Annotated in this window: 20 protein-coding genes; 11 read left to right on the top strand and 9 right to left on the bottom strand. The window is 60.1% G+C overall.

Translation table 11 applies throughout. From position 1 onward, the window contains the following. Nucleotides 1–252: 252 nt before the first annotated feature. Nucleotides 253–930: a TetR/AcrR family transcriptional regulator gene (locus SJQ66_RS03385; RefSeq protein WP_024904103.1), complete on the top strand. Its 678-nt coding sequence runs from the start codon at nucleotides 253–255 to the stop codon at nucleotides 928–930. A gap of 106 nt (nucleotides 931–1,036) precedes the next feature. Here the strand turns inward: SJQ66_RS03385 and SJQ66_RS03380 are convergent, their stop codons facing one another. From SJQ66_RS03380 to SJQ66_RS03370, 3 genes are all read right to left on the bottom strand, one after another. After that, nucleotides 1,037–1,240 (bottom strand): hypothetical protein, encoded by a 204-nt coding sequence (locus tag SJQ66_RS03380; protein WP_024904102.1) that lies wholly within the window; start codon nucleotides 1,238–1,240, stop codon nucleotides 1,037–1,039. A gap of 104 nt (nucleotides 1,241–1,344) precedes the next feature. Next, entirely contained in the window at nucleotides 1,345–2,346 is a 1,002-nt protein-coding gene (cydB, locus tag SJQ66_RS03375; protein ID WP_024904101.1) for a cytochrome d ubiquinol oxidase subunit II, read from the bottom strand. A 30-nt stretch (nucleotides 2,347–2,376) separates the two neighbouring features. Further along, nucleotides 2,377–3,807 (bottom strand): cytochrome ubiquinol oxidase subunit I, encoded by a 1,431-nt coding sequence (locus SJQ66_RS03370; protein ID WP_320533609.1) that lies wholly within the window; start codon nucleotides 3,805–3,807, stop codon nucleotides 2,377–2,379. Between the two features lie 653 nt (nucleotides 3,808–4,460). Here SJQ66_RS03370 and epsC point away from each other — a divergent pair. Further along, nucleotides 4,461–5,468, top strand: a complete 1,008-nt coding sequence (gene epsC, locus SJQ66_RS03365) for a serine O-acetyltransferase EpsC (RefSeq protein ID WP_320533608.1) — start codon at nucleotides 4,461–4,463, stop codon at nucleotides 5,466–5,468. Continuing rightward, nucleotides 5,461–6,360 carry an NAD-dependent protein deacetylase gene (locus tag SJQ66_RS03360; RefSeq protein WP_082102484.1) on the top strand — a complete coding sequence of 300 codons (900 nt, stop codon included), beginning with the start codon at nucleotides 5,461–5,463 and terminating at the stop codon, nucleotides 6,358–6,360. The genes epsC and SJQ66_RS03360 overlap by 8 nt, the downstream gene beginning before the upstream one ends. On the opposite strand, the gene SJQ66_RS03355 is transcribed toward SJQ66_RS03360, so the two are convergent. From SJQ66_RS03355 to SJQ66_RS03335, 5 genes are all read right to left on the bottom strand, one after another. Further along, nucleotides 6,344–7,528, bottom strand: coding sequence for a cyclopropane-fatty-acyl-phospholipid synthase family protein (locus SJQ66_RS03355; RefSeq protein WP_024904097.1), 1,185 nt, complete (start codon nucleotides 7,526–7,528; stop codon nucleotides 6,344–6,346). The genes SJQ66_RS03360 and SJQ66_RS03355 overlap by 17 nt on opposite strands. A 133-nt stretch (nucleotides 7,529–7,661) precedes the next feature. Continuing rightward, a complete protein-coding gene (locus SJQ66_RS03350; RefSeq protein ID WP_320533607.1) occupies nucleotides 7,662–8,495 on the bottom strand; it encodes a DUF1295 domain-containing protein in 834 nt (277 codons plus the stop codon). 62 nt (nucleotides 8,496–8,557) lie between these two features. Further along, the gene (locus SJQ66_RS03345) at nucleotides 8,558–9,316 is read right to left on the bottom strand and encodes a ChrR family anti-sigma-E factor (RefSeq protein ID WP_157685085.1); all 759 of its coding nucleotides are present in this window, start codon (nucleotides 9,314–9,316) and stop codon (nucleotides 8,558–8,560) included. Nucleotides 9,317–9,452: 136 nt separating this feature from the next. Beyond that, nucleotides 9,453–10,061 (bottom strand): sigma-70 family RNA polymerase sigma factor, encoded by a 609-nt coding sequence (locus SJQ66_RS03340; protein WP_024904094.1) that lies wholly within the window; start codon nucleotides 10,059–10,061, stop codon nucleotides 9,453–9,455. After that, nucleotides 10,058–10,246 (bottom strand): hypothetical protein, encoded by a 189-nt coding sequence (locus SJQ66_RS03335; RefSeq protein ID WP_046152516.1) that lies wholly within the window; start codon nucleotides 10,244–10,246, stop codon nucleotides 10,058–10,060. Before SJQ66_RS03335 ends, SJQ66_RS03340 begins: the two co-directional genes overlap by 4 nt. 364 nt (nucleotides 10,247–10,610) lie before the next feature. Between SJQ66_RS03335 and SJQ66_RS03330 the strand changes: the two genes are divergently transcribed. From SJQ66_RS03330 to SJQ66_RS03320, 3 genes are read left to right on the top strand one after another with little or no spacing between them, the layout of a single operon-like run. Beyond that, nucleotides 10,611–12,107, top strand: a complete 1,497-nt coding sequence (locus SJQ66_RS03330) for an NAD(P)/FAD-dependent oxidoreductase (protein ID WP_320533606.1) — start codon at nucleotides 10,611–10,613, stop codon at nucleotides 12,105–12,107. Next, the gene (locus SJQ66_RS03325) at nucleotides 12,104–12,952 is read left to right on the top strand and encodes a DUF1365 domain-containing protein (protein WP_024904091.1); all 849 of its coding nucleotides are present in this window, start codon (nucleotides 12,104–12,106) and stop codon (nucleotides 12,950–12,952) included. The genes SJQ66_RS03330 and SJQ66_RS03325 overlap by 4 nt, the downstream gene beginning before the upstream one ends. A gap of 16 nt (nucleotides 12,953–12,968) precedes the next feature. Beyond that, nucleotides 12,969–14,381, top strand: coding sequence for an SAM-dependent methyltransferase (locus SJQ66_RS03320; RefSeq protein WP_253464062.1), 1,413 nt, complete (start codon nucleotides 12,969–12,971; stop codon nucleotides 14,379–14,381). Between the two features lie 16 nt (nucleotides 14,382–14,397). Here the strand turns inward: SJQ66_RS03320 and SJQ66_RS03315 are convergent, their stop codons facing one another. Continuing rightward, nucleotides 14,398–16,878: a sensor domain-containing phosphodiesterase gene (locus SJQ66_RS03315; protein WP_024904089.1), complete on the bottom strand. Its 2,481-nt coding sequence runs from the start codon at nucleotides 16,876–16,878 to the stop codon at nucleotides 14,398–14,400. Between the two features lie 502 nt (nucleotides 16,879–17,380). Between SJQ66_RS03315 and SJQ66_RS03310 the strand changes: the two genes are divergently transcribed. The 5 genes from SJQ66_RS03310 to SJQ66_RS03290 all read left to right on the top strand — a co-directional run bounded on the left by SJQ66_RS03310 (nucleotide 17,381) and on the right by SJQ66_RS03290 (nucleotide 24,096). After that, the gene (locus tag SJQ66_RS03310) at nucleotides 17,381–19,945 is read left to right on the top strand and encodes an amylo-alpha-1,6-glucosidase (protein WP_024904088.1); all 2,565 of its coding nucleotides are present in this window, start codon (nucleotides 17,381–17,383) and stop codon (nucleotides 19,943–19,945) included. Between the two features lie 33 nt (nucleotides 19,946–19,978). Then, nucleotides 19,979–22,663, top strand: coding sequence for an MGH1-like glycoside hydrolase domain-containing protein (locus tag SJQ66_RS03305; protein ID WP_024904087.1), 2,685 nt, complete (start codon nucleotides 19,979–19,981; stop codon nucleotides 22,661–22,663). 95 nt (nucleotides 22,664–22,758) lie between these two features. Next, the gene (locus tag SJQ66_RS03300) at nucleotides 22,759–23,199 is read left to right on the top strand and encodes a type III secretion system chaperone (protein WP_046152515.1); all 441 of its coding nucleotides are present in this window, start codon (nucleotides 22,759–22,761) and stop codon (nucleotides 23,197–23,199) included. Between the two features lie 10 nt (nucleotides 23,200–23,209). Beyond that, nucleotides 23,210–23,671: a type III secretion system chaperone gene (locus SJQ66_RS03295; RefSeq protein ID WP_024904085.1), complete on the top strand. Its 462-nt coding sequence runs from the start codon at nucleotides 23,210–23,212 to the stop codon at nucleotides 23,669–23,671. Continuing rightward, the gene (locus tag SJQ66_RS03290) at nucleotides 23,668–24,096 is read left to right on the top strand and encodes a type III secretion system chaperone (protein ID WP_024904084.1); all 429 of its coding nucleotides are present in this window, start codon (nucleotides 23,668–23,670) and stop codon (nucleotides 24,094–24,096) included. The genes SJQ66_RS03295 and SJQ66_RS03290 overlap by 4 nt, the downstream gene beginning before the upstream one ends. The last annotated feature ends 1 nt before the right edge of the window (nucleotide 24,097 follow it).

Genomic DNA, 24,097 nt, shown 5'->3' with positions numbered 1-24,097 from the left:
CGCATTAGTTGATATTTTTGTCTATTATGTTATTTCTAGATAAATTTGTCTAATACAATTCGATAAAGAGGGCGACTGGCGAAAAAACGACAGAACGCCGGCGGACCACGGCGCCGTAACCGCTTTGTCCATATCCACGCCACGTCTGGGCCAAACATCCGTCGACGCAGTCGAAATCGCGGATAATTGTTGCTGGCATCGACGTTCGAGCACGTCGTCCAATCGGCACGATCAAGACATCGGGAAGGGAAAATGGTTGAAAAAGCAGCAGTGCCCAGTACGCAAGCGGAAGACGTCAAGCCGGCCACAGCGGCGCGTATACCGCAGCGCGCGCGCGGCAAGGCACGATTCGAGACAATATTGGATGCTGCGGCGGAGTTGATCGTCGAATCCGGCGTATCGGGTGTGACGATGCACAAGGTCGCAAAGCGCGCGGCAACCCCCACTGGATCGATGTACCACTTTTTCCCGGATCGAGAAGCGCTGGTGCTGGCCTTACGCGATCGTCACGATGCGGCTTTGGAGGAAATCCACGCCACGACGTTGCAAATCACAACCGCGCAATGGCGGGCATTCTCCACTGCCGAAGTGATCAACGCGTTGGTCAGCCCTGTAATTGACTACTTCGAGAGAAATCCGGACTGTCTGGTCATCTTCGTGGAATGCCCAAAGGATGATAAGGATCACGAAGAAGGTATTCGCAATTTGCGGGCGGTGATCGATGCCAGGGTACCGGATGCGAAACCGGCCGAACGTCAAGTCTATGCCGAGATGATCAATGCGCTCGCGGTAGGCAGCCTCAAGATCCGACTCGGCGCGGCAAAGGGCAACCTGCAAAAAGCGAGCGTGTATCTACGAGAGATTAAGCGCGCGCTGACAGCGTATCTGCACGCCATCGAATCGAATTATGCGATAGGGACGACGCGATAAGCGACAAGGTGGAGAATGCCTGCGGGCCTGTGTGCCGCCCTCCCGGGCGACTTGCCACGCGTTGTACGGTTATCGTCACCTCTTATCGATGACTTTGCCCTGGTGCTCAAGCAGCGGAAAAAACCAGGACATGGAAAATCATCGCCACCACCAGGGTCACGCCAACGCCACCGCCATACAGCATCACGAACCACAGCATCGGATGCTTGGCACGCGGTGCCTTCCCATCCGCCGCCCGCGGACCCCGCGTACCCACATCCGCTTGGAACGGTCTACGAATGGCCACCAGCCAAGGCATGTTACGGTTCATGGCATCACCTGTCAGCGAAAGAGAATAGTGAATCTGTAGAGAGCACGCCAGGCGTCGAACACCACAGGGTAACGGACGGCGTCACGTCCGACATCACGTCTGGATCAGTGATAACCGGGGTCATCGTGGCGCACCTTGCCGCGGAACACCCAATATCCCATGGTCGTATAGACAAGAATGATCGGCAACACGATGACCACGCCGATCAACGCAAATAGCTGGCTCGAATGCGGCGAGGCGGCATCCCATATCGAGACCGACGGCGGAATGATATTCGGCCACAGACTCAGAATGAACCCTGTGTAGCACAGGAAGATCAACGCCAGGCCCCAGACAAACGGCATGCGGTCGTGACGCTTCTTGACCGATATGCGCATTGCCCACACGCACAGCAGCGTCAAGATCGGCACCGGAGAGAAGTACAGCAATGTCGGCATCGCAAACCAGCGGTTGGCGATCAGATCGTTGCCCAACGGGGTCCAGATACTGACAATGATGATCGCGCCCAACAACAGCACCGTCAGCGGCAACATCAGGCGATACATCTTGCGCTGCAAATCCCCATCGGTCTTCGCGATAAGCCAAGCGCAGCCCAATACCGCATACGCGATCAGCAAAGCGAAACCACAGAACAGGCTGAACGGGGTGAACCAATCCAGCGCCCCACCGGCAAACGCGCCGTTCTCCATCTTGATGCCGGACAGATAGCCGCCCAGCGCAATACCTTGAAAGAACGTCGCACCCGCCGAGCCCAGTATGAATGCCAGATCCCAGAGGTTACGCGTACGGCGCGACTTGGCACGCAGCTCGAAGGCGACACCGCGGAAGATCAGGCAGATCAACATGAAGATCAGCGGCAGGTACAGCGCCGACAGAATGCCCGAGTACGCTTCCGGAAACGCGGCAAACAGGCCCGCTCCCCCCAGCACCAGCCAGGTCTCGTTGCCGTCCCACACTGGCGCGACGGTATTCATCAGCACGTCGCGGTCGTGGTGCTCCGGAAAGAACGGGAACAGAATGCCAATCCCCAGATCGAAGCCATCCAGCACCACATACATGAATACGCCAAGCGCGATGATCGCCGCCCAGATAAAAGTGATATCCATTTGCTTGCTCTTTATTCGCGAGGGCTGCGATCAGTGCGCTTCAATCGACTCGTTAGAGCCGGACAGTGGCCGGCGGGCAGTCTGGGCATGATCTCCCCGGCCATCATCGCCCCACTGGTGCGACTTCTCACGGTCACTGGCCATCGGCAATGCCGGACCGGTGCGGATCAATTTCAGGATGTAGTAGATACCCATACCGAATACGAGGAAGTAGACGATCACGAACATCATCAACGATATGCCCATCGCCTGGACATTGTTTGGCGATGCCGCATTCACGGTACGCATCACGCCATACACGACCCAGGGCTGGCGACCGGCTTCGGTCGTGATCCAGCCGCCCAACAACGCCAGAAAGCCAGTAGGGCCCATCCACAGCACCCAGCGCTGGAACCAGCGCGCCGCATAAATCTTGCCGCCCTTGCGCATCGCCAGGCCAACGATCGACATCAGAATCATCAGCATCCCGAGACCGGCCATGACGCGGAACGTCCAGAAGATCAATGTCGAGTTCGGACGGTCTTCCTTCGGGAAGCTCTTCAGGCCGCGGATTTCGCCGTTCCACTCATGCGTCAGAATCAGGCTGCCCAGGTGCGGGACCGCAATGCGGTACCGGGTCTCTTCGTTTTCCATGTCCGGAATACCAAAGAGGTTCAGCGCGACACCCCGCTCCGTATCCCATATCCCCTCGATTGCCGCGATCTTCGCCGGCTGGTACTGACGCGTGTTCAAACCGTGCGCATCACCAACGACCGCTTGAATCGGCGTCAGGATCAACAACAGCCATAGCGCCATCGAGAAAGACTTGCGGATTGCCGGGTCCTGGCGGCCCCGCAGCATGTGCCAGGCGGCACTGGCTGCCACGACCAGGCCCGCCACGATGAATGCCGCGATCGCCATGTGGAACAGGCGGTATGGGAACGACGGATTGAAGACGATCTTGAACCAGTCCGTCGGGACTACACGGCCGTTGATGATCTCGTAGCCCTGCGGCGTCTGCATCCAGCTGTTGGACGCCAGAATCCAGAATGTCGAGATCAGCGTGCCGATGGCCACCATCAGCGTGGCGGCGTAATGCGCCTTTGGGCCGACCTTATGCCAGCCGAACAACATCACGCCGAGGAAGCCCGCCTCGAGAAAGAAGGCCGTCAGCACTTCATAACTCAGCAACGGCCCGGTAACCGGCCCGGCGAATGTTGAAAATCCGCCCCAGTTCGTTCCAAACTGGTAGCTCATCACCACTCCCGAAACCACACCCATGCCGAAACCCACCGCAAATACCTTCGACCAGAACATGAACATGTCCTTGTAGATCGGGTTGCGGGTCTTCAGCCAGACCCCCTCCAGCACCGCGAGAAAGCTCGCCAGGCCAATACTGAGCGCGGGGAAAATGATGTGAAACGAAACCGTGAATGCGAACTGGAAGCGGGCGAGATCCACCGCACTGAAATTCACCGACATGATGCGTCCTTAGGGCCTGTCACTGACAATCGGGCAACCCTTGTAAGATAGAGCCGTTTGTTGTACGGGGAAACCCGGGTTCGATCGCCCGGCAAGTCGTGCGTCATGCATGCCCGGACTGCCGCGCTAGAACGCAGGCCCCCACTTGCACGTCTGTTATTTTTCTGGCGTGGGAAAGCTATCAACATCATCCCAGATGTCGCGCACCAGGACGACGCGACAGGCCGCCGCACGTCACGTTACCTTTGCCAGCACAAAATTCCCGCTTAAACCCCGTTACAACACCATAACAATATGATTCTTTTGAAAGAAACAAATACTTTTGCATCACAAGGATAACGCAAGATACACGCCTGGTGCGTCAATGCGACGCACGTTATACGCGCCGCGTAACGCGAGGTCGGATCGCTGCCTTCACGAAACTTGATATTGGTGCAACCGACGACGAAGCGGCTGTGGAGCAATGGTCCGGCACGACTTGTCGGCCGGCAGTAAAATGATCGAAAGCACCGGATGATGCGGCCCATTCCTCATGGCCGCTGGACACGTTCGCGTAAAGGGTTGGACCCGAATAAGTGGGGCTACGTACGCAACAGGTCCCGTGCCGCCCGCGCCGATGACAACGCATTACCACCTTTCCTTATGCAACACGTATGAAAGAAAGTGTCAAAACCACGTCGCTCCTACCCGGCGGATTGCTGGCCCGTGACGGTGATTCGCCAACGCCGGAGGAGCCGCTCATCGGCACGGGGACGCGAGACATCTCCGAGCGAAGGGACGATCGCTTGCCGCTCGACCATATCGTTGCCGCACTGCGCAATTCGAGGGAGTCGACGCATAACGTCCGACATCGCGGCAGCGTACGCGAATTGCCGTCGCGGACCGCCATTGGCGATACGATGGAAGCCCTCGCCGCCGCATTGTTCCCGACGCACTATGGACGCACCGACCTCACCGATCGCGATATCGATTTTTTTGTTGGCGCGACATTGAGTAATGCTTTGCGCGTGCTGAATGAGCAGATCCGTCGTGGCTTGCTCTTTACCGAAGATGCGCAGCCAGACCCGGAAACCTGTCGCATCCGCGCGGGTGAGATCACCGAGACGTTCGCGGAGCAGTTGGCCACCATCCGCGCGTTGCTGGTCAGCGATGTACGGGCCGCTTATGCCGGCGACCCGGCCGCCGCCAGTATTTCGGAAGTTTTGCTGTGTTATCCCGGCACGATTGCGATCATCTACCACCGGATCGCGCATGCACTATGGAACCTCGGGGCCCATTTCATCGCACGCCTGATCTCACGAATCTCGCATTCGACGACCGGCATCGATATTCACCCGGGGGCGCGGATTGGCGGCAGTTTTTTCATCGACCACGGCACGGGCGTCGTCATCGGTCAGACTGCCATCATCGGGGAACACGTCCGTCTTTATCAGCATGTGACCCTCGGCGCGAAACGATTCCCCGAGGATGACAGTGGCGCCTTGATCAAGGGTATTCCGCGACACCCGATTGTCGAGGACGGCGTCGTGATCTACGCCGGTGCGACCATTCTCGGGCGCATCACGATCGGCCGGAATTCGACCATCGGCGGGAATGTCTGGCTTACGCACTCGGTGCCGGAAAACAGCAATATCGCGCAGGCACGGATGCGCAATGACTGATACCCCTCCGATCGGCACGCCCGCCATTGAAGCGCTTGCACCCGATGCGCCCTCCGCGACGGCGCTGGAAACCATGCGCGAACAATTGCGCGTATTCATGCGGGCGCATCGCCGCGTCTTCGTCATTACCGGCGCGGGATGCAGCACCGAATCGGGTATTGCCGATTATCGTGACCGCCATGGCGCGTGGAAACGGCCGATGCCCATTACGTTGCAGGCGTTCACGGCAGAACCGGCCACGCGGCGGCGATACTGGGCACGCGCCATGATCGGATGGCGTCATTTGGCCGCGGCGGTTCCCAATGACACCCACCGCACGCTGGCGCGTTGGGAGCAGGACGATAGGTTATCCTTACTGGTCACGCAGAATGTGGATGGCCTGCATCAAGCTGCCGGAAGCACGCACGTGGTGGATTTGCATGGACGCCTGGACGGCGTGCGCTGCCTGAAATGCGGGCAGCGACTGCCCCGCGCCGACGTGCAGGACGAGCTGGCGCGACGCAACCCGCATTTCGCGACCCTGGACGCGCCCGGCGCACCGGACGGCGATGCCGATCTCGAGCTTGCCACTTTTGCGCAATTCGATGTGCCAGATCATGCCGGATGCGGTGGCCTGCTCAAACCCGACGTGGTGTTCTTTGGTGAAAGCGTTCCCCCGGAACGTGTCCGTGAAGCCAGGACGGCGCTGGACGCGTCCGACGCACTGCTCATCATCGGATCGTCGTTGATGGTGTACTCGGGCTATCGGTTCGCCGTTGCCGCGGCCGAGCGCCGTATCCCCCTCGCGGCGCTCAATGTGGGTCACACGCGCGCCGATGCGTTGCTATCGCTGAAAATCGAGGGCCAGGCCGGCGCCGTGTTGCGCGATCTCGCGATCACCCTTCCCGTCTGACCAGGCGATAGTGCGACACGCCCCACTGGCTACCATTGCGATGCCCGAACAAGCCCATCGTCGACAACAGGAATAAGCGCCAGCGACGTTTCCACAGCGCCGCATCGGTGCCATACACATCACGCAATACGCCGTCGATCGCATCACTGTTCCGATCAAAGTTCGCCAACCAGTCACGCGCCGTGCGCTCGTAATGCGTACCATCCCAGCGCCACTGCTTTTCCAACTCGAACAAGTCATCGAACTGGGCGATCATCGTGTGACTGGGCATGATTCCCCCGGTGAAGAAATGTTGCGCGATCCAATCCTTCTGGTCCGTGTGATCGAAGCGGTACGGCGCGCCCTGATTCGTGAAAACATGAAGGAACAACTTGCCTCCTGGCACGAGCCATTGTCGCACTTGTTCGAGCAGCCCACGCCAATTGGCCATATGCTCGAACATCTCGACCGAAACCACGCGATCGAACCGCGGCACCTGCTCGTCTACCTGAAAATCGTTCATGTCCGCGGTGATGACCTCCACGTTCAGCAAACCCTGCGTCGCCAATACGGATTCGATATACTCACGCTGCGATGCCGAATGCGATACTGCGGTGATGCGCGCGTCAGGATAGTGCTGCGCCATCCAGATCGTCAGTGAACCCCAGCCACATCCCAGTTCGAGAATGCGCTGGCCGTTCGCCAATTCGGCATGCGCGCAACTGCGCGCCAACGCTTCCTCCTCCGCTTGCGGCAGCGCCGTGTCGTCGCGTTCCAGGGCCCGTTCGTGCGCAGTCTCGGATGCCGGCGCTTCTGAATCAAGCGCGCCGGCATGGTTGCCCGGTGTGGTCGCCCATGAACCGCCTATGCGATCCGCGTGCACCGGTGCATGAGTCGCCTGCTGTAATGGGTAATAGCCGCAAGAGTATTTCCGGCGCGGCCCTAGCATAAGAGCGAAAAAAACCGGAGGGAGCTCGTAGTGCTGCTCGCGCGATGCGTCGGTATGCACCGCGATCGGGAAACGTTTCATCTCCGCCGCGAACGCCGCATCGCGCTCAGCCGGGTCTACCAACCGGTCCGCGGTCTTCCGTGCGGTTTTATCGACAAGGTAGGCGATACCGGCAAGCGTCACCGCATCCGGCAGCGGAAAACGTTCCGCAACATTGATAAGTGACGCTATCGGATTCATAGGTGCCCTCGACTGGCCGTCGTGCAGTGAACGTTCGAACGAATGTGATACGGAAGCTTGCGACAAAGCGCGTGGGAAACACGGTAGCGTGATGTGGCGCACCACCCCCATCCGCAGCAACCCGAAGGGCCCATCAAGATGCCGGACGACGCGGCCAAAATGCCGATGTCCTCGCCGCGTAGGCATTCCAGACAGCACCACGTGACCGTGCCATATGGGCCTCAAGCGGCGGAATGCCTGATACATGGGCCAACAACACGTACATCAGAAGCGGCGCCAGCAGGGTCAACACCGACCACGGCGCGGTCAGCGGTGCGCAGGCAATCAGGGGCCACACACACCACAAAAGGCATTCGAAGAAATAATTGGGATGTCTGGACCAACGCCACAGGCCGACATCGCATACAGATCCCGCCGCGTGCGCACCACGGCTGAATTGCCGCAGTTGAAAATCGGCGATGGCTTCGCCGCGCCATGCAATAAGAAATACGACAACCCCCACGCCGTCACGCCAATCGGCGAATGGCACGGCCCGTCCGGCGGTCAACATCACCGCGACGACAAGCGGGACACCGGCAAGCGCCTGAATCTGCAAAAAACCAAATAGATGCATGCGGTAGCGAGCGCCCCATTCCTTCCGCAGTTGCGCGTACCGTGGATCATCCTTGCCACGCAAGGACCGGCGCGCGATGTGCGTGCCCAGCCGGATGGCCCATACAGCGACCATCGCCGCGGCGAGCGCGGCACGCGGCCATGCATCCACCGTCGTGGAAGGGCTTGCCATAGCGTACATAACGGGCACGAAGGATGCACCGACGCCAACGATACCAATACCATATGACCAGAACACGTCGATCCAGCCATGATTTCCGGTGCGTACCGCCGCGATCCAGGCCACCCCCATGACACCGGCCAACACGGCCCACGCCATGAGCGCATTCGATCCGATTTGCGCCCCCGTCAGCATATCGCACTCCTTATCATTACTCGATTATTGAAGACACGCTTCAATTTGCCTCACCACCGTGTCTAAAGTCCGACGATATGTTGCGCCAATCGCGCAAGCCACCCATCCATCACCAGAGAGCCTTCCACCGCCAGCACGCAAACACAAGGGATGCCCGAATTCACCATTGGTCGGTGTTGTTCGGTTTCATCGCACTCGGACAAATCCCCTAGCTGCATGTGGCGCGCGCCATCCTGAAATGCGCCTTGGAGAATACAGGTATATTCCGTGCCCGTGTGAGTATGCTGCGGCAAGCCGGTCCCGGGCTCCGCACGCAGCAGCAGCACTTTCGCCGATGTGTCCTCCGGAATCAATACGCGCGCCCAATGAATACCAGGTCCGACCATGCGCCAAGGCGATGCCTCGTAAGCAGAAAGCGGTGAAGGCAATGTCAGGCCGTCCCACGCGCTTCGACGACGCGTCGCAACATTACCGCGCCAGGCATTCGCAACCACTGAACGCAACGCGGATGGCGCCCCCCCTGCCTTGATCGCGGCCCCCGATCCCGCGGAACGTTGACCGCGCCGCCCCCCTTCCGCGCCAACCAAGCGCTGCCGGGCCGCGTGCTCCGGATCGGCCAGCAACGCCGACACATCCGAGGTCAACGGCACCGGTTCACCCTCATCGAGCGCCGCGCCGCCCACCCCTTCGAGTACGCGCATCACCTTACGGCAATGTGGGCACTGCGCGATATGCGTCGCCACGACCAACGCCGGACCGGCCTCCAGGTCGCCCGCCGATAATCGCGTCAATGTCTCGTCGCTAGGATGATGCTCGATCATCACAATGTCCTCTGAAACCGCCTGATTATAAAAATGCACGCCAAACACCATTTTTCGTTTCCGCGACACGGCACAACGTACATCGCACACATCGTCCGTCATCCATCCAGGCAACAGGTACGACCAACGCGGTGCGTTACTCCGCCCACGTTTCCAACATACCCCGCAACTTCTGAGTCGCCAGCCGCAACCGCGACTTGACCGTGCCCAAGGGCAAAGCCAACTCGCGCGCCACATCGGCATGTGCCCGACCGTGGAAGAACGCCATCATGACCACTTTCAACTGCTCGTCCGGCAGCCGCTGCACGGCCTCACGAACCCGTGCGTCGCGCTGGCTCGCCTCCGCCCATCGGCTCACGTCGTCCACCGCGCCATGTTCGGCCGCCTGTCCTTCGGCCTGCTCGAGCGCGTCGTCGCTAATCGTCTCGAGCACCCCGCGTCTACCCGCGTCAATCCGCAGATTTCGTGCGATCGTATAGATCCACGTTGCGGCCCCAGCGCGCGCCGGATCGAACTGCGCCGCCTTGCGCCAGACCATCAGCATGGCTTCCTGACTCAAATCGTCGGCATTCTCCGGCGGGCTGCCGCCACGCATCAGGAAACCTTTCAAGCGCGGCGCGAAATAGTCAAACAATTCCGCAAATGCCGCCCGATCGGCGCTTTCCGCAATCCGCAGGATCAACCACGCATGACGTTCAGGCGAGCCCGGTGGCCTGCCCGGCGCAATGTTTAGCGCGTCGTTCAAGACATCACCTCGCCCACACCGGCCGTGGTCACGATAACGTTGAATGCAGAGCCCGTGATAGCCGAACAACTCGGGCCGCGCACCCGCGATCCGGTGAACGCCACCCAGACATCGGTCATGCGTCTGCGTCCCCACAGAATGCCGTCGACCAGCCGCAGCGGAATTTGCGCACGCTGAAATTGCATAGTCTTCTTCTATTACGTAATGGACGCGCGAGTGGATCACCCGCACGATGTTTTTCCCTTGATGTGATCCGCGCTCGCAATGCGAACGTATACATAGAGAGAAGCGTAGCAGTTTCTGACCCGGTCGATTGCAAATTCAGCCAAGCCGTTGTTACACCAACCGCAGTGAGACGGCACTTCGCGACTGCAGGACGTCGCGCAAAACGACTTTTCCGGCCTTCGGATCAACTTTACCGACCCTACGCGAAGCTTACCGTTTATGTAAGATAGTGACAGGGTCAAGCGAGAACGTCACGTGCCATACGCCGATTCAACCGCCATATCGTCCAACCATCCTGTTGCAAAAATGCCCGGCCAGTCGGCCATGCATCGCCCGTTGCGGGTCGCCGTGATTGGCTCAGGCATCAGCGGTATGAGCGCGGCATGGCTGCTGTCGGAACGTCATCGGGTGACGGTCTACGAGTGCGCTACCCTCGGCGGACACAGCCATACCGTCGAGGTCGCGGATGCGCACAGAGCGCAGTTGCCGGTAGACATGGGTTTCATTGTCTACAACACGCCTTGTTATCCCAATTTGACGGCACTGTTCGCGCACCTCGATGTCCCGACACAGGCAACCGACATGTCGCTATCGGTGTCATTCGATGATGGTGCGCTGGAATATGGCGGCGATAATCTGAACACGTTGTTCGCGCAACGCCGAAACCTGGTATCGCCCCAATTCTGGTCCATGCTCCGTGACCTACTGCGCTTTTATCACGAAGCGCCCCGTCATCTCGGCCGCTTTAACGACATGAGCATTGGCGATTGGCTGAAAAGCCAGGGTTACGGAGACGCCTTTCTGAATCATCATCTGCTGCCGATGGCCGCCGCGATCTGGTCGGCATCGGCGGCGCAATTGCTCGACTATCCGGCTCAGGCGTTCGTCACCTTTTGTGAAAACCATGGCTTGCTCCGGCTGCGGAATCGGCCGCAATGGCGCACGGTACGGGGAGGCAGCCGTGAATATGTGAAACGATTGACCGCCGGTTATGGCTCGCGCATCGCTCAACGGGGCGCGGCCGCGCACGTCTCCAGGCACGACTTCACGCGGACCGGCCAGGTCTGGATCCAAGGCACGGACGGGCATAGTGCGTCGTATGATGCCGTTGTCATGGCTTCACATGCCGATGAGACGCTCGCCATGCTCGACGACCCCGATGCGGCGGAAACACGTATTCTGGGCCCATTTCACTACGCCGATAACACTGTCGTGCTGCACGGCGACGCAACGCTGATGCCGCGACGGCGTGCCGTGTGGTCGAGCTGGAATTATCTGGGGCGGTCCGAGAACAGCAAGCACGCCGATGGCCCCGAGACCGTTTGCCTGACCTATTGGATGAACCGTCTTCAGCACCTCGACCCGGCCTGCCCCTTGTTTGTCACGTTGAACCCGCAACGCGCACCGGCGGATGCGTTGCGGTACCAGGAACGCCGCTTCAGTCATCCGATATTCAATCAGGCGACCGCTCGGGCGCAACCCGCGTTATGGTCCTTGCAGGGACATCGCGGCACCTGGTATTGCGGTGCGTATTTCGGGGCTGGATTTCATGAGGACGGCTTGCAAGCCGGCCTGGCCGTGGCCGAACAATTGGGAGGCGTTCGTCGCCCCTGGACGGTGGCGAACGAATCCGGCCGCATCCCGCTAGGCGCTGTCACCGGAATCCCTAAACCCGGTACCACGAACACCATCGGGCCGTCGATCATCGATCCGGCGAGTGCCGCCTTGCCCGCTTCCGTTCCCAGCGCGCCGAGCTGCGTCCTATCGCCCCCTGGGGCCCCCGCCCCTGCTACGGCGCCTTCCGAAAAGGCCCTGCCATGAGACAGGATGCCGCGCTCTATACAGGCATCGTCACACATCATCGGCATGCGCCCAAGGTACACAACTTGCGCTATCGGGTGTATTCGGTGTTCCTCGATCTGGATCGCTTGGACGAAACGGCCCGCCGTTGCCGTTTTTTCTCCCGTAACCGCTTCAATGTGTTTGCATTTCATGACCGGGATCATGGCGATGGCAGCGCCCTGCCGTTGCGTGATCAGGCCATCGCGCGGGTCATGCTCGCGCACCCAGACACAGCAAGCCGCATCCATCGTATTGGACTGTTATGCATGCCGCGCGTCCTCGGTTACGCGTTCAATCCCCTATCCGTCTATTACTGCTACGATGACGCCGACGTCGTCATTGCGATCATCTACGAGGTCAACAACACATTTGGCCAACGACACACCTATGTGATCCCCGTTGATGCCACGCATCGCCATGGCGCCGATCAACTGATCCGTCAGACATGTGACAAACGCTTCCATGTCTCGCCGTTTCTGCCGCTCGGAATGCGGTATATCTTCCGGGTGACGCCACCGGCGGCACGCTTGTCGATTGCAATCGACACCCGCCTGCAGGGGCGTGAAGGCCAACGCCCCGATGGCAAGCCGATGCTCGACGCCGCCTACGTCGCGCACCGTCGGACGTTCAGTGACGCCACGTTGCTCCGGACGTTCTTCACACACCCCTTGCTGACGTTGAAGGTAGTGGCCGGCATCCACTGGGAAGCCCTGTTCATCTGGCGCAAGGGTGCAACGTTCCATCCGCTGCCAGGCATACCTGCACCATTGAGTGTCGTGGCCGCGGACGGCACCACGCGCGACATGCCCGATATTCATCACTAGCCGGATTCCATCCACCATGTGCGCAACCCGATATAAATCACTGGAACCGCGGCAGGTCACGCTCTCCCGCGAAGAGGATGCGGGGCCTTCCCCGCGATCACGGCGCGGCGGCCTATTGCAACGCGTGGGTACCGCCGTCCTGCAACGCCTGTTGGCGCGTCTGGAATGGGGAAACTTGCGAGTGATTACTCCGGAAGGCGTAGTAGTAGCGCATAGCCCCGCATCCGAGCGGTATGGGGAGGAGCGAAAAGCAGACGCCGATGCCGACCCGCAGACGCCCGGCGCGCACGCCACGTTGGTGTTACATCGGTGGCGCATGCTGCTGCGCCTGCTACGCGACGGCGATATCGGGTTTGCCGAAAGTTACATCGACGGCGACTGGTCGAGTCCCGACATTGCTGCCTTGATCGCCTTGGCGGCGCGTAACCGTGATGCGCTGGACGGCACGCTTTCCGGCACCTGGTGGCGGCGCCTCGCCGACCACCGCAAGCACAAGCGACGTGAAAACACGCGGTGCGGCAGCCGACGCAACATTGCTGAACACTATGATCTTGGAAACGCCTTTTACGAAGCGTGGCTGGATGCATCGATGTGCTACTCGTCCGGCATCTATCCATGCGACGTGCCACCCGGGCAGTCAGCAGACATGCGGCAGACACTAGAGGCCGCGCAGGCGCGCAAACTTGACGAAATAGAACGTCTGCTGATGTTGCAGGGCGGGGAGAGCGTACTCGAAATCGGTTGCGGATGGGGAGCGTTGGCGATTCGGCTCGCGCAACGCGGCTGCCATGTGGTGGCATTGACGTTGTCGCAAGCGCAGTTCGATGAAACCACCGCGCGCGTGATGGCCGCCGGATTGATGGACCAAGTGACGGTTCGACTTCAGGACTATCGCGACGTGCAGGGTACGTTCGATCGTGTCGTGTCAATCGAAATGTTCGAAGCCGTTGGAGAAACGTATTGGTCGACGTACTACCACGCGCTGTCGCGATGCCTCCGCCCAGGCGGCGTCGCTGTGCTCCAGGTGATCACGATCGCCGAATCGCGCTTTGATGCTTACCGCGATGATGTCGACTTCATTCAACGCTACGTCTTCCCAGGCGGCATGCTGCCGGCGCCATCGCATCTTCATTCGCTGGGTGACGCGGTATCCTTGCCGCTCTTGCGAGAACGCTGTTTCGGCCTCAGCTACGCAGCCACGCTTGCCGAATGGCGTAAGCGTTTCCTGGACAAATGGCCCGTCATCCGAACGATGGGTTTCGACGAGCGCTTTCGCCGACTCTGGGAATATTATCTTGCCTATTGCGAGGGAGGATTCGCCGCGGGTGCGATCAATGTCGGGTTGTATCAATATCGACGTGGCGGCGCAATGCCCGACGGAGAAAGCGTGCCCACCCGCGCAATCGACATCATCGGGACCGCCGGCTGAACGCCGCGCCCCGTCGCTACACAGTCAGGATATGCTGCGGCTCGCTAGGGAATGCGTGTGGCATCCGCAGATGCCGCAATTCAAACTCCTCAGCGCTAACCGGCTTGCCGTACAGATAGCCTTGCGCCTGCGGGCAATCGAACTGGCGCAGGCGCACGGCTTGCTCTTCGGTTTCGACCCCTTCCGCAATGACGTGCAAGCCAAAATGCTTGGCAAGAAAGATGATCGCCTGCACCACGGCGGCGTCCGCCGCATCATGCACAAGGTTTGTCACGAAAGCGCGGTCGATCTTCAAACGCGTCAGCGGGAAATCCTTGAGGAGACTCAATGAGGCATAGCCCGTCCCATAATCATCGAATGCAATCCGTACGCCGGCATTGCGAAGTTCACGAAGCGGCTCGAGCGTGACGCTGTCACGCCGCAGAATGGTCGACTCGGTCAACTCGATCTCGATCGCATCCGGAGGCAAGTTGAAGCGTGCGAGCGGCGTCATGACCTGCGACACCAGATTGCCACTGGTCACTTGCCGACCGAACAAATTGACGCTCATCCGGAACTGCGGAAAGCCGCGATTGCGCCAGCGCGCCGCTTGCTCGCAAGCCGTGGCGATAATCCGTTCCCCGACCGTTGCGGCCAGGGCGGTGGATTCGAGGACATCCAGAAAATCGATTGGCGCGAGCAGCCCCCGTGAAGGATGCCGCCAGCGCAGCAAGGCTTCCGCGCCGAGCACCTCCCCCGTTGCAAGATCGACCTGCGGCTGATAGAACAATTCCAACTGCCCGTTTTCCACCGCTTCGCCGAGTTCGTATTCCAGAATGCGACGTCGCAGCACCGTTTCGCGTAACGACGGGACGAAAAACCGGTAGGTCGCTGGATCAGACGCTTTCGCCTGAAACAAAGCCAGGTCCGCGTTGGACAACCACTCATTCGCATCTTTCGCATCGGCCGGAAAAGAGGCCGAACCGATACACGCACTGATGGATACGCTGTGCCCCTGGACACTTGCGGGCCGTCCAATCGCGGCAATCAAGCGATCACACAAAGGGCCGATACGTACTTGCGCCAGGAAATCCTGTCCCATCATCGTCGCCTTCTCCGCGACGTTGGTTGTCGAGCGTCCGGGATGTTGCTGCGCCGATACGGTCTTATCCCCCTCGGGGACCGGCCATAACAAGATGCCAAACGCGTTCTCACCAACCCGTCCAGCCATGCACTGCGCATGATCGACCGCCTCGGGATTACACGTGATTTCCCGTACACGGTTGGCGATCACTTGCATCAATTGATCGCCTATCGTCGGCCCCCACGAGTCAGCCACCATGCGAAACTCATGCAAATCGATCAGCAGCAGGTCGCTTGGCGCGCGTCGTTCCGAGATGATGTCGTTTAAACGATCGAGAAACGCATCGCGGTTTGCCATTTCGGTCAGGCGATCGAGACGCGCCAGACGATACAAGTCCGATTCGAGCTTGCGACGGCGCGCCGGATCGCGAATCACCAAACCATATCCATCGAAGCGCTGCACGTCTACCGCTGTCGCCAGGGCCGCATCGCGATGCGGGTCGACCGTATCGGAATGAGCTACCCAACCCATCCGACCATTCCGCTCCGACGGCTGATCCGGGGCCATCGCACTGAACGGTATCGGCACGGTCTGCACCGGCAGAGACGCGACGAACATCTCGACCGCCAGCGACGTACCGTCACTCCGTGTAGCACGCAAATCGCGGGTCTGCGTCGGTGAGACGGCCGGCGCCATCTCACCGACGCAGGTGGTGTCCATGCGCAACACCATCACCGCCTGCCAGGCGTGATTGATCAGCGCGTCGATCCGCTTACCCAGCAACGCATCCGTGTCGTAACCAAACGTGGCCGCGCTGCGCGCATTGGCGTCGATCACCCTGCCGTGGGTGTCGAGTATCAAAACCGCATGGTTGGAACGGGCCGCGCGCGCGGTAAAGACCGCACCGCCATCCGATGCCGCGCGTTGCAGGCGGCGCAATTCGAACTCGTCCATCACCAAGCTGGCGAGATCACGCAGCACGCCCTTTTCAAGGTCCGATAGCGGACCTCGCGGTTGCGCATCCAGCACGCAGAGCGTCCCCAACGTATGACCAGCAGGCGCCCGCAACGGCGCGCCGGCATAGAAACGCACCGGTGCAGGGTGCGTGAACGGCGCGTTCTGCGTGACGAATGGATGATGACGGAAAGTCGGGTCGTCGTACGTATCGGATATCACCAGGACGTCGGGCTGGCGCAATAGGTGGGCGCAAAACGACATCTCCCGGGGCGTCTCCATCACGGTGAACCCGGTACAGGCCTTTAGATACTGCCGATTCTCAGCTACCAGTGTGATCAGGGCCGTCGATGTGTTGAAGATGCGGGCGGTCAACCGCGTAATGCGATCGAACGCCTCCTCTTGCGGCGTATCCAGCAGGCCATACTCCCGCAACGCCGCTAATCGTGCATTCTCGTCATCAGGTATCGGATGGACCATCGGATGTCGTGCAAGCAGGATCGATTTTCAGGAGAAGACACATTCTGTACTACTTTAGAAGATACTGAACGCACAAACATTGTAAACCGCCATAGCATTCTCGCGAAACGTTATTTAAACGTGTTTTTATTGATCGCACGGTAGACGTTTCTTTACAGCTCCCGTTTCATCTTAAAAACTTGCCACGCATCTTATCTTTTATTCGACGGGCAGGCATACAGTAAAACGTGTCGCAGCTTCATGGCAGCTTATCAGCGATGCCTATAAGATGCTATCCAGAGGAAATTAAGACAAACGATTGATTCGTCGCGCACGGCGGGTATTCCGATGGTCTTGCCGTGATACGGTAAGCCTCTGACTCCACCAGAGCGTCAAGCGGAACGATGGCGTCCGGCAAATTAACCTGCTCCATCCTGCCATTGATCGACCGTTCGTTCGTTTGGCGACATCGGGGTACAAGCTCGGATATCCTTTTACAAAGAGACGAGGACAGGATTGGCGAATGAAGACAGAGACGGAGTCCCGGCAACGCAAGACGTCGCGGAAACGCGCCAGTGATACCGCGCCGGCAGCGGATGGCGCATCCGCCGCCGTTCCGACCGCGGACGACAGCAGTGGCGCAAAGGGTGCAAAAAGTGCGAGCAGAAAGCGTAAAACGCCCCTCGCCGCCTCAAGCACGGCGCAGGTCGTAAAGGCACCAGACGTGGCAGCGGATCCGATACAGTCTGAGCAAACCGGCACGCAAGCATGGGAACTCCTGCGGCCCGATGCGGGGGATCCCCGCGCATCGGGTGACGAATGGCTGGAAGCGGATGGTCTCGGCGGTTTTGCGTCGGGTACCCGCTACGGTGTGCGTACAAGGCGCTATCACGCACTGTTGTTGTGCGCATCGCTCCCGCCGTCCGGGCGTCTGGTGCTGATGAACGGCGTCGAGGCATGGATCGAGACCGCGCAAGGCGACGTCATTGCCCTGACGACCCAGGCCTATGCGCCGGATACGCTACACCCCGACGGTTGGCGCCGGCTCCGGGCATTTTCCGCAACCCCCTGGCCAACATGGCGCTACGCGCTGGGCCCTGTCGCGTCGACGGCTACCGCCAAGCCGGGGGCAAAGGGGGGCCGCCTTCCAGACGACGGCGACAGCGTCATCTTCGAGGTATGCAGCGCGGGGCAAAGCGGCGATGTCATTTTAAGATGGTCGGCGCACGATCGAACCGGCGTGCTTGCCGGTGCCCGGTTGCGCGTGCGCCCGCTCTTGAGCATACGCGATTATCACGCGCTGCATAAACGCAACGACACATTCGATTTCACACCGTCCGGCCAGGCCGGCCGCATCAGTTGGCGACCATACAAAGACCGGCCGGCGGTATCGGTGCTCAGCAATGGCACCTACCAGCATGATCCGGAATGGTTCGATCGGTTCCGTTACCATGACGAATCGTTACGTGGCTTGGACGATACCGAGGATCTGGCTTCGCCGGGTATTTTCACGTTTGCATTTGGCGATCCGGGCGACCAAGCTTTGATGGTGCTACGCGCCGGGGACAGCCGTGACGTGCGTGTGCGAGAGTATGTACAGCGAGCCCTCTTTCTCGAACAAACGGCGCGGGCAGAGCAAGCCAGCCGCATTACCGATGTTTTGTCCCAAACGCCGCGACAAACGCCTCCCGTCGCCAAGAACGATGTATTCACCGCGAGTCCTTATCCCCTTGGCGACCCGCTCGCCGCGCTATCGCGCGCGGTCCACCACTACATTGTCGAGCGTGGCGGTGGCGCCACGGTTATCGCGGGCTACCCGTGGTTCACCGACTGGGGGCGCGACACGTTCATCGCCTTGCGCGGCATCGCGTTGGCTACCGGCAATGTCACGCTCGCGGGAGAAATATTGCGCGAATGGGCTGCCGTGGTCGATCACGGGATGCTGCCGAATCGCTTCACGGATGACGCCAATCCTGATGCGCCCGCGGAATACAATGCCGTGGATGCGTCGCTTTGGTTCATCGTTGCCGCACATGCTTTCCTGAATCACCATCCAGATGGCGGTACGCAAGACGGGCAGGCTTGGGCAATGCTCACCAACAAGGGTTCACGTTCGTCACAGGCGGCCCCCGGTCCCAGCGCCGCGGCAACCGGGACAACCCATCCGTCGGTGCATCCGCTACAGCCGGTCCTGCATCGGGCGATGGAGCAGATCGTCGAAGGCTATGCCGCCGGCACACGCTTCGGCATCCACGCCGACACCGATGGCCTGTTGTTCGCGGGCGTACCCGGCTCGCAACTGACCTGGATGGACGCACGCATAGGCGTTCGCCCCGTTACCCCGCGGATCGGCAAACCGGTGGAAATCCAGGCGTTATGGATCAACGCCTTACGCATCGTCGGCGTATGGGTCCCAAAATGGCGCGCGTTGGCCGCGCAAGCACAGGCGAGTTTCACGCGACGTTTCATCCCGGCACCGGACGCGCCAGAGGCCACCTCCCAGGTCGCTGGAATTTTGGACGACGTGCAAGACCGGGGACTATACGATAGCGTTGATGCGGACGGCGAAGCCGGCCGGGTCGACGCCAGTCTCCGACCCAATCAAATCTTCGCGGTGGGTGGACTACCTTATCCGGTTGTCGACTTACCGACGGCGCGCGCGATCGTGGCGCATGTCGAACGGCATTTGTGGACCCCGATGGGATTACGCACCTTGGCCGCGTCTGATCCGCGCTACATCGGCCGCTACGAGGGCCCGCCGGATCGGCGTGACAACGCTTACCATCAGGGCACGGTCTGGCCCTGGCTGACCGGTCCTTTTGTCGAAGCCTGGCTACGCGTGCATGCGCATGGCCATGCGCAGTTGGACCTCGATCGCGTGGCGGACGAGGCGCGCCGGCGCTTCATCGCCCCGCTCGACGCCCATTTGGCGTCGGCCGGGATCGGGCACATCAGCGAGATCGCCGATGGCGATGCGCCGCATACGCCACGCGGCGCGCCGTTCCAGGCCTGGTCGCTCGCGGAGCGCCTGCGGCTGGAAGTATTGCTGCGTCACCCCTCGGCCGCGAGTACCGTCCAGTTTATCTAGTCTTGTCTTGTCGTTTTTGCCAGAGGAGTGAAGATGTCCGCCGCACCACCACAGACCATACTGGATACCACCGAAGGACAACGCCTGCACGCCGCCTCCCCGGCGACATGGCGGCGCTGGGGCCCCTATCTCAGCGAGCGGCAGTGGGGTACGGTGCGAGAAGACTACAGCCCGGGCGGCACGGCCTGGGATAGCTTTCCCCATGACCACGCGCGCAGCCGCGCCTACCGCTGGGGCGAAGACGGCCTTGGCGGGTTTGCCGACGAGCAGATGAATTGGTGCCTGTCCGTCGCGCTGTGGAACGGTCAAGACCCCATCCTGAAAGAGCGTCTGTTCGGGCTGACAAACGAACAAGGCAATCATGGCGAGGACGTCAAGGAACTGTACTTCTTCCTCGACGCCACGCCCACGCACTCGTACATGAAGATGCTGTACAAGTATCCGCATGCGACGTTTCCCTATGCGGATCTGGTCGACGAGAATCGCCGGCGAGGTCCGACGCAACCTGAATACGAGATATTGGACACCGGCGTCTTCGAAGACGACGCCTACTTCGATGTCACGATCGAATACGCGAAAGCCACGCCGGAAGACATCCTGATGCGGGTGACGGTGGAGAACCGCAGTCCGCGGCCAGCGGTGCTGCATGTCCTGCCCCATTTCTGGGCACGCAATACGTGGTCATGGGACACCGCTCGTGCAAAGCCGGAAATCCGCCTCGATGGCGATTCCGTTATCGCACGCAATCCGGAATTGCCGCACCGCTACCGGTGGTCGGTGCAACCCCAGACCGGGAACGCATCCGGTGCACCGCCACAATGGTTGTTCTGCGAAAACGAAACCAATATCGAGCGACTGTTCGGCGATGCTGGCGAGGGACCGTTCAAAGACGGCATCAACGATTTCGTGATCGACGGCAAGACCGAGGCGGTGCGGCGAGGTGCCGACGCGTTTGGCAGCAAGGTGGCCTCGCACTGGCGCCTGGACATGCCGGGACACGAAAAACGCACGATCGGCATGCGACTGAAGCGAGAGACGAACAGCTTCGCTCCCGCCCAGTCCTTCGACGAGGTTTTCACGCAGCGCATCGCGGAAGCCGATGCATTCTATGCGGCGTTGCAAAGGAATGTGCCCGATGCCGATGGCAAGGTGATCCATCGGCAGGCGCTGGCCGGGCTGATCTGGTCGAAGCAGTTTTATCATTTCGACGTCAAACGGTGGTTGAACGGCGACGCCTCGCAACCCACCCCGCCCGCCGAGCGGCAGCAAGGTCGCAACAGCGACTGGCGGCATCTCTCGAACGCCGACATCATTTCAATGCCGGATACCTGGGAATATCCATGGTATGCCTCGTGGGATCTGGCGTTCCAGGCAGTCGCGTTCGCCGTCGTCGATCCGGATTTCGCGAAGAAGCAACTGATTTTGCTGACGCAAGATCGTTTCATGCATCCAAACGGCCAGTTGCCGGCGTACGAATGGGCATTCGGCGATGCGAACCCACCCGTGCATGCCTGGGCGGCCTGGCGCGTGTACGAAATGGATATGAAGCTCACCGGGCGGCCGGATCGACTGTTCCTGGAGCGGACCTTCCACAAGTTATTGTTGAATTTTGGATGGTGGGTCAATCGAAAAGACGCCGAAGGTCACAACTTGTTTCAGGGGGGCTTCCTTGGCCTCGATAATATCCAGATCTTCGATCGATCGGCGCCGTTGCCTACCGGCGGCCGGATCGATCAATCGGACGGCACGGCCTGGATGGCGGCCTATGCGCTGGATATGATGCGAATCGGCCTTGAACTGGCAACGACCAACGAGGCGTATGTTGACATCTCGGTCAAGTTCTTTGAGCATTTTTTATATATCTCGGAAGCCATCAACGGCGCCGCGAGTGGCCATATCAGTTTGTGGGACGATCGTGATCAGTTCTTCTACGATGCGTTGAAATTACCGGATGGCAATTCTCTGCCGTTGCGCGTGCGCTCGATTGTCGGACTGAGCCCATTGTTTGCGGTACATGTTCTAGATGCTTCAACTGTCAACAAACTGCCGCGTCTGGAAGAACGGCTGCGATGGTTTCTGCGTCACCGCCCCGATCTCGCCAAATTGGTATCACGCTGGTATGAGCCGGGGCGCGGGAATACGTTACTGCTATCGCTGCTGCGTGGCCATCGCATGAAACGCCTTCTGGTGCGCATGCTTGACGAGACGGAATTCTTGTCCGACTACGGTATTCGTTCACTATCGCGCTTTCATGAGCATGCGCCGTTCGCGCTCGATCATAATGGTGAGTCGTTCGGCATCGAGTACACACCGGCGGAATCGGTGACGCGGACGTTTGGCGGCAATTCGAATTGGCGCGGGCCAATCTGGATGCCGGTGAACTACCTTCTGGTGGAGTCGCTATATGAGTTCCACCGCTATTACGGCGACGATTTCCGTGTCGAATATCCAACCGGCTCAGGCAAGATGCTCTCGCTAAGGGAAATCGCGAACGCGCTGGCTGACCGGCTCTGTCGTTTGTTCCGAAAAGACGAAACCGGATCAAGGCCCGTGATGCAGGCCTATCCGGGCCTCAGCCTCGATCCGCGAGCGGCGGATTTAGTGCTGTTTCACGAGTATTTCCATGGCGACAACGGTCGCGGACTTGGCGCGGCCCATCAAAGCGGCTGGACAAGCCTCGTGGCATTGCTGCTCGAGGAACGGCCGAAGAAGGACTAAAGCCGCCAGTCAGGATACAAGGGAACCATAAGTAAAAACCCGTTCCTTACGAAGGAGGCGCGTCAGGTCGGCGTGCCCCATCGTAGGAGACTCCCTTGGTCCACACGCCCTATCTTGCCCTCTTAGAGGCATTGGCGCACCACTTACCCGGCATCGATCCATCGTCCCTTGTTCAAGCGCAAAGCTTGACGATCGACGGGCGCCGCATCGACTTTGCTCTTGAAGCCGATCCTCAAAACGACACCGAAAACCGCATGGTCGTGCGATGCGAAGTGGTTCGCTTGCCGGCACCAGCATCGGAAGCCGTATGTCGTCTGCTACTGCACGCCAATAACCTCTGGGCAGGTACACGGGGCGCCACCCTCGGCTTGCGCGGCGATCGTATCGTCATCGCCAGCGAGACCGCGCGCCTGGCCTCGCTGGACCCCGATCGCGTAGTCGCGATGTTGGCCGGCTTGCGCGAACAAGCGCAAGCCTGGGCCGCGGAACTGACGGGAATGTTCGAGCATAACGAACGACTGGAACCGCACGCCTGAGGACCCTTTCATGTCATTAGACCCGAAATACGTTGGCGCGCTAAAGGCGCTCGCACTGGAAATTGGTGCGGATGCCGAAGCGCTGACCGCATGCCAGACCTTGGTTGTTGGCAACGTCATATTGACGTTTTCGCCGACCGAAGACGCAGGGGCCACCACCATCCAATGTGCTTGCAAGATCGGCCCACTACCGCCCGAACCGTCGATCGACCTGCTGCGCCTGCTTTTGCAAGCAAACACATTAGGGCCTGCCACCGCTGGAGCGACATTCGCGCTTCAACTCGGCGCCGATGAACTCGTGCTGGAACAGCGGCATTCCGTGGATACGCCGCCGGCAATGCTGGCACGCGCTTGCCGCAACCAGGCCGAGGCCGCACTGGCTTGGGCACCCGCGTTGACACACGGCACGCAACGCGTGTCACGATCCAGCGCTGCCAACCTCTACGACATGCTTTCAGGAATACAGTCATGACGCGTTATCAGCAACTCCTCAAAGACTATGCGCTGTTGGTTGGCCTGGAGCCCGCAGCGGACCTCGTACTCAACCAGGAACTACGCGCGCTCGGTCTGTCGATCGGCTTGAGCGCCGAAGGCGATGAAGACAAAGGCAATGTGGTGCTCTTCACCAGCCTGGGCCAGCTCGACCCGCAACTGCCCAAAGACCGCTTGCTGCTTCTGATGCTCGAAGCAAACGCATTGTGGGCCGGAACGGGTGGATGCACGCTGGGCGTGCAATCCGGCACGGGGGCGGTGTTGCTGTGCGTCCGCGTACCACTCGCCGGATGTGACGCGGGCTCGCTCGCCGTCACGATCGATGCTTTCATCGATGTGGCAGTGCTGTGGCGAGAGATCGTTCAAGGCCGTCACACCGTCAATTTGCCAGCTATTAACGTATAAG

The sequence above is a fragment of the Robbsia andropogonis genome, assembly GCF_034047095.1.
In the GTDB taxonomy this organism is placed as follows: domain Bacteria; phylum Pseudomonadota; class Gammaproteobacteria; order Burkholderiales; family Burkholderiaceae; genus Robbsia; species Robbsia andropogonis.
This window is presented reverse-complemented; position numbering and strand designations above follow the sequence as displayed.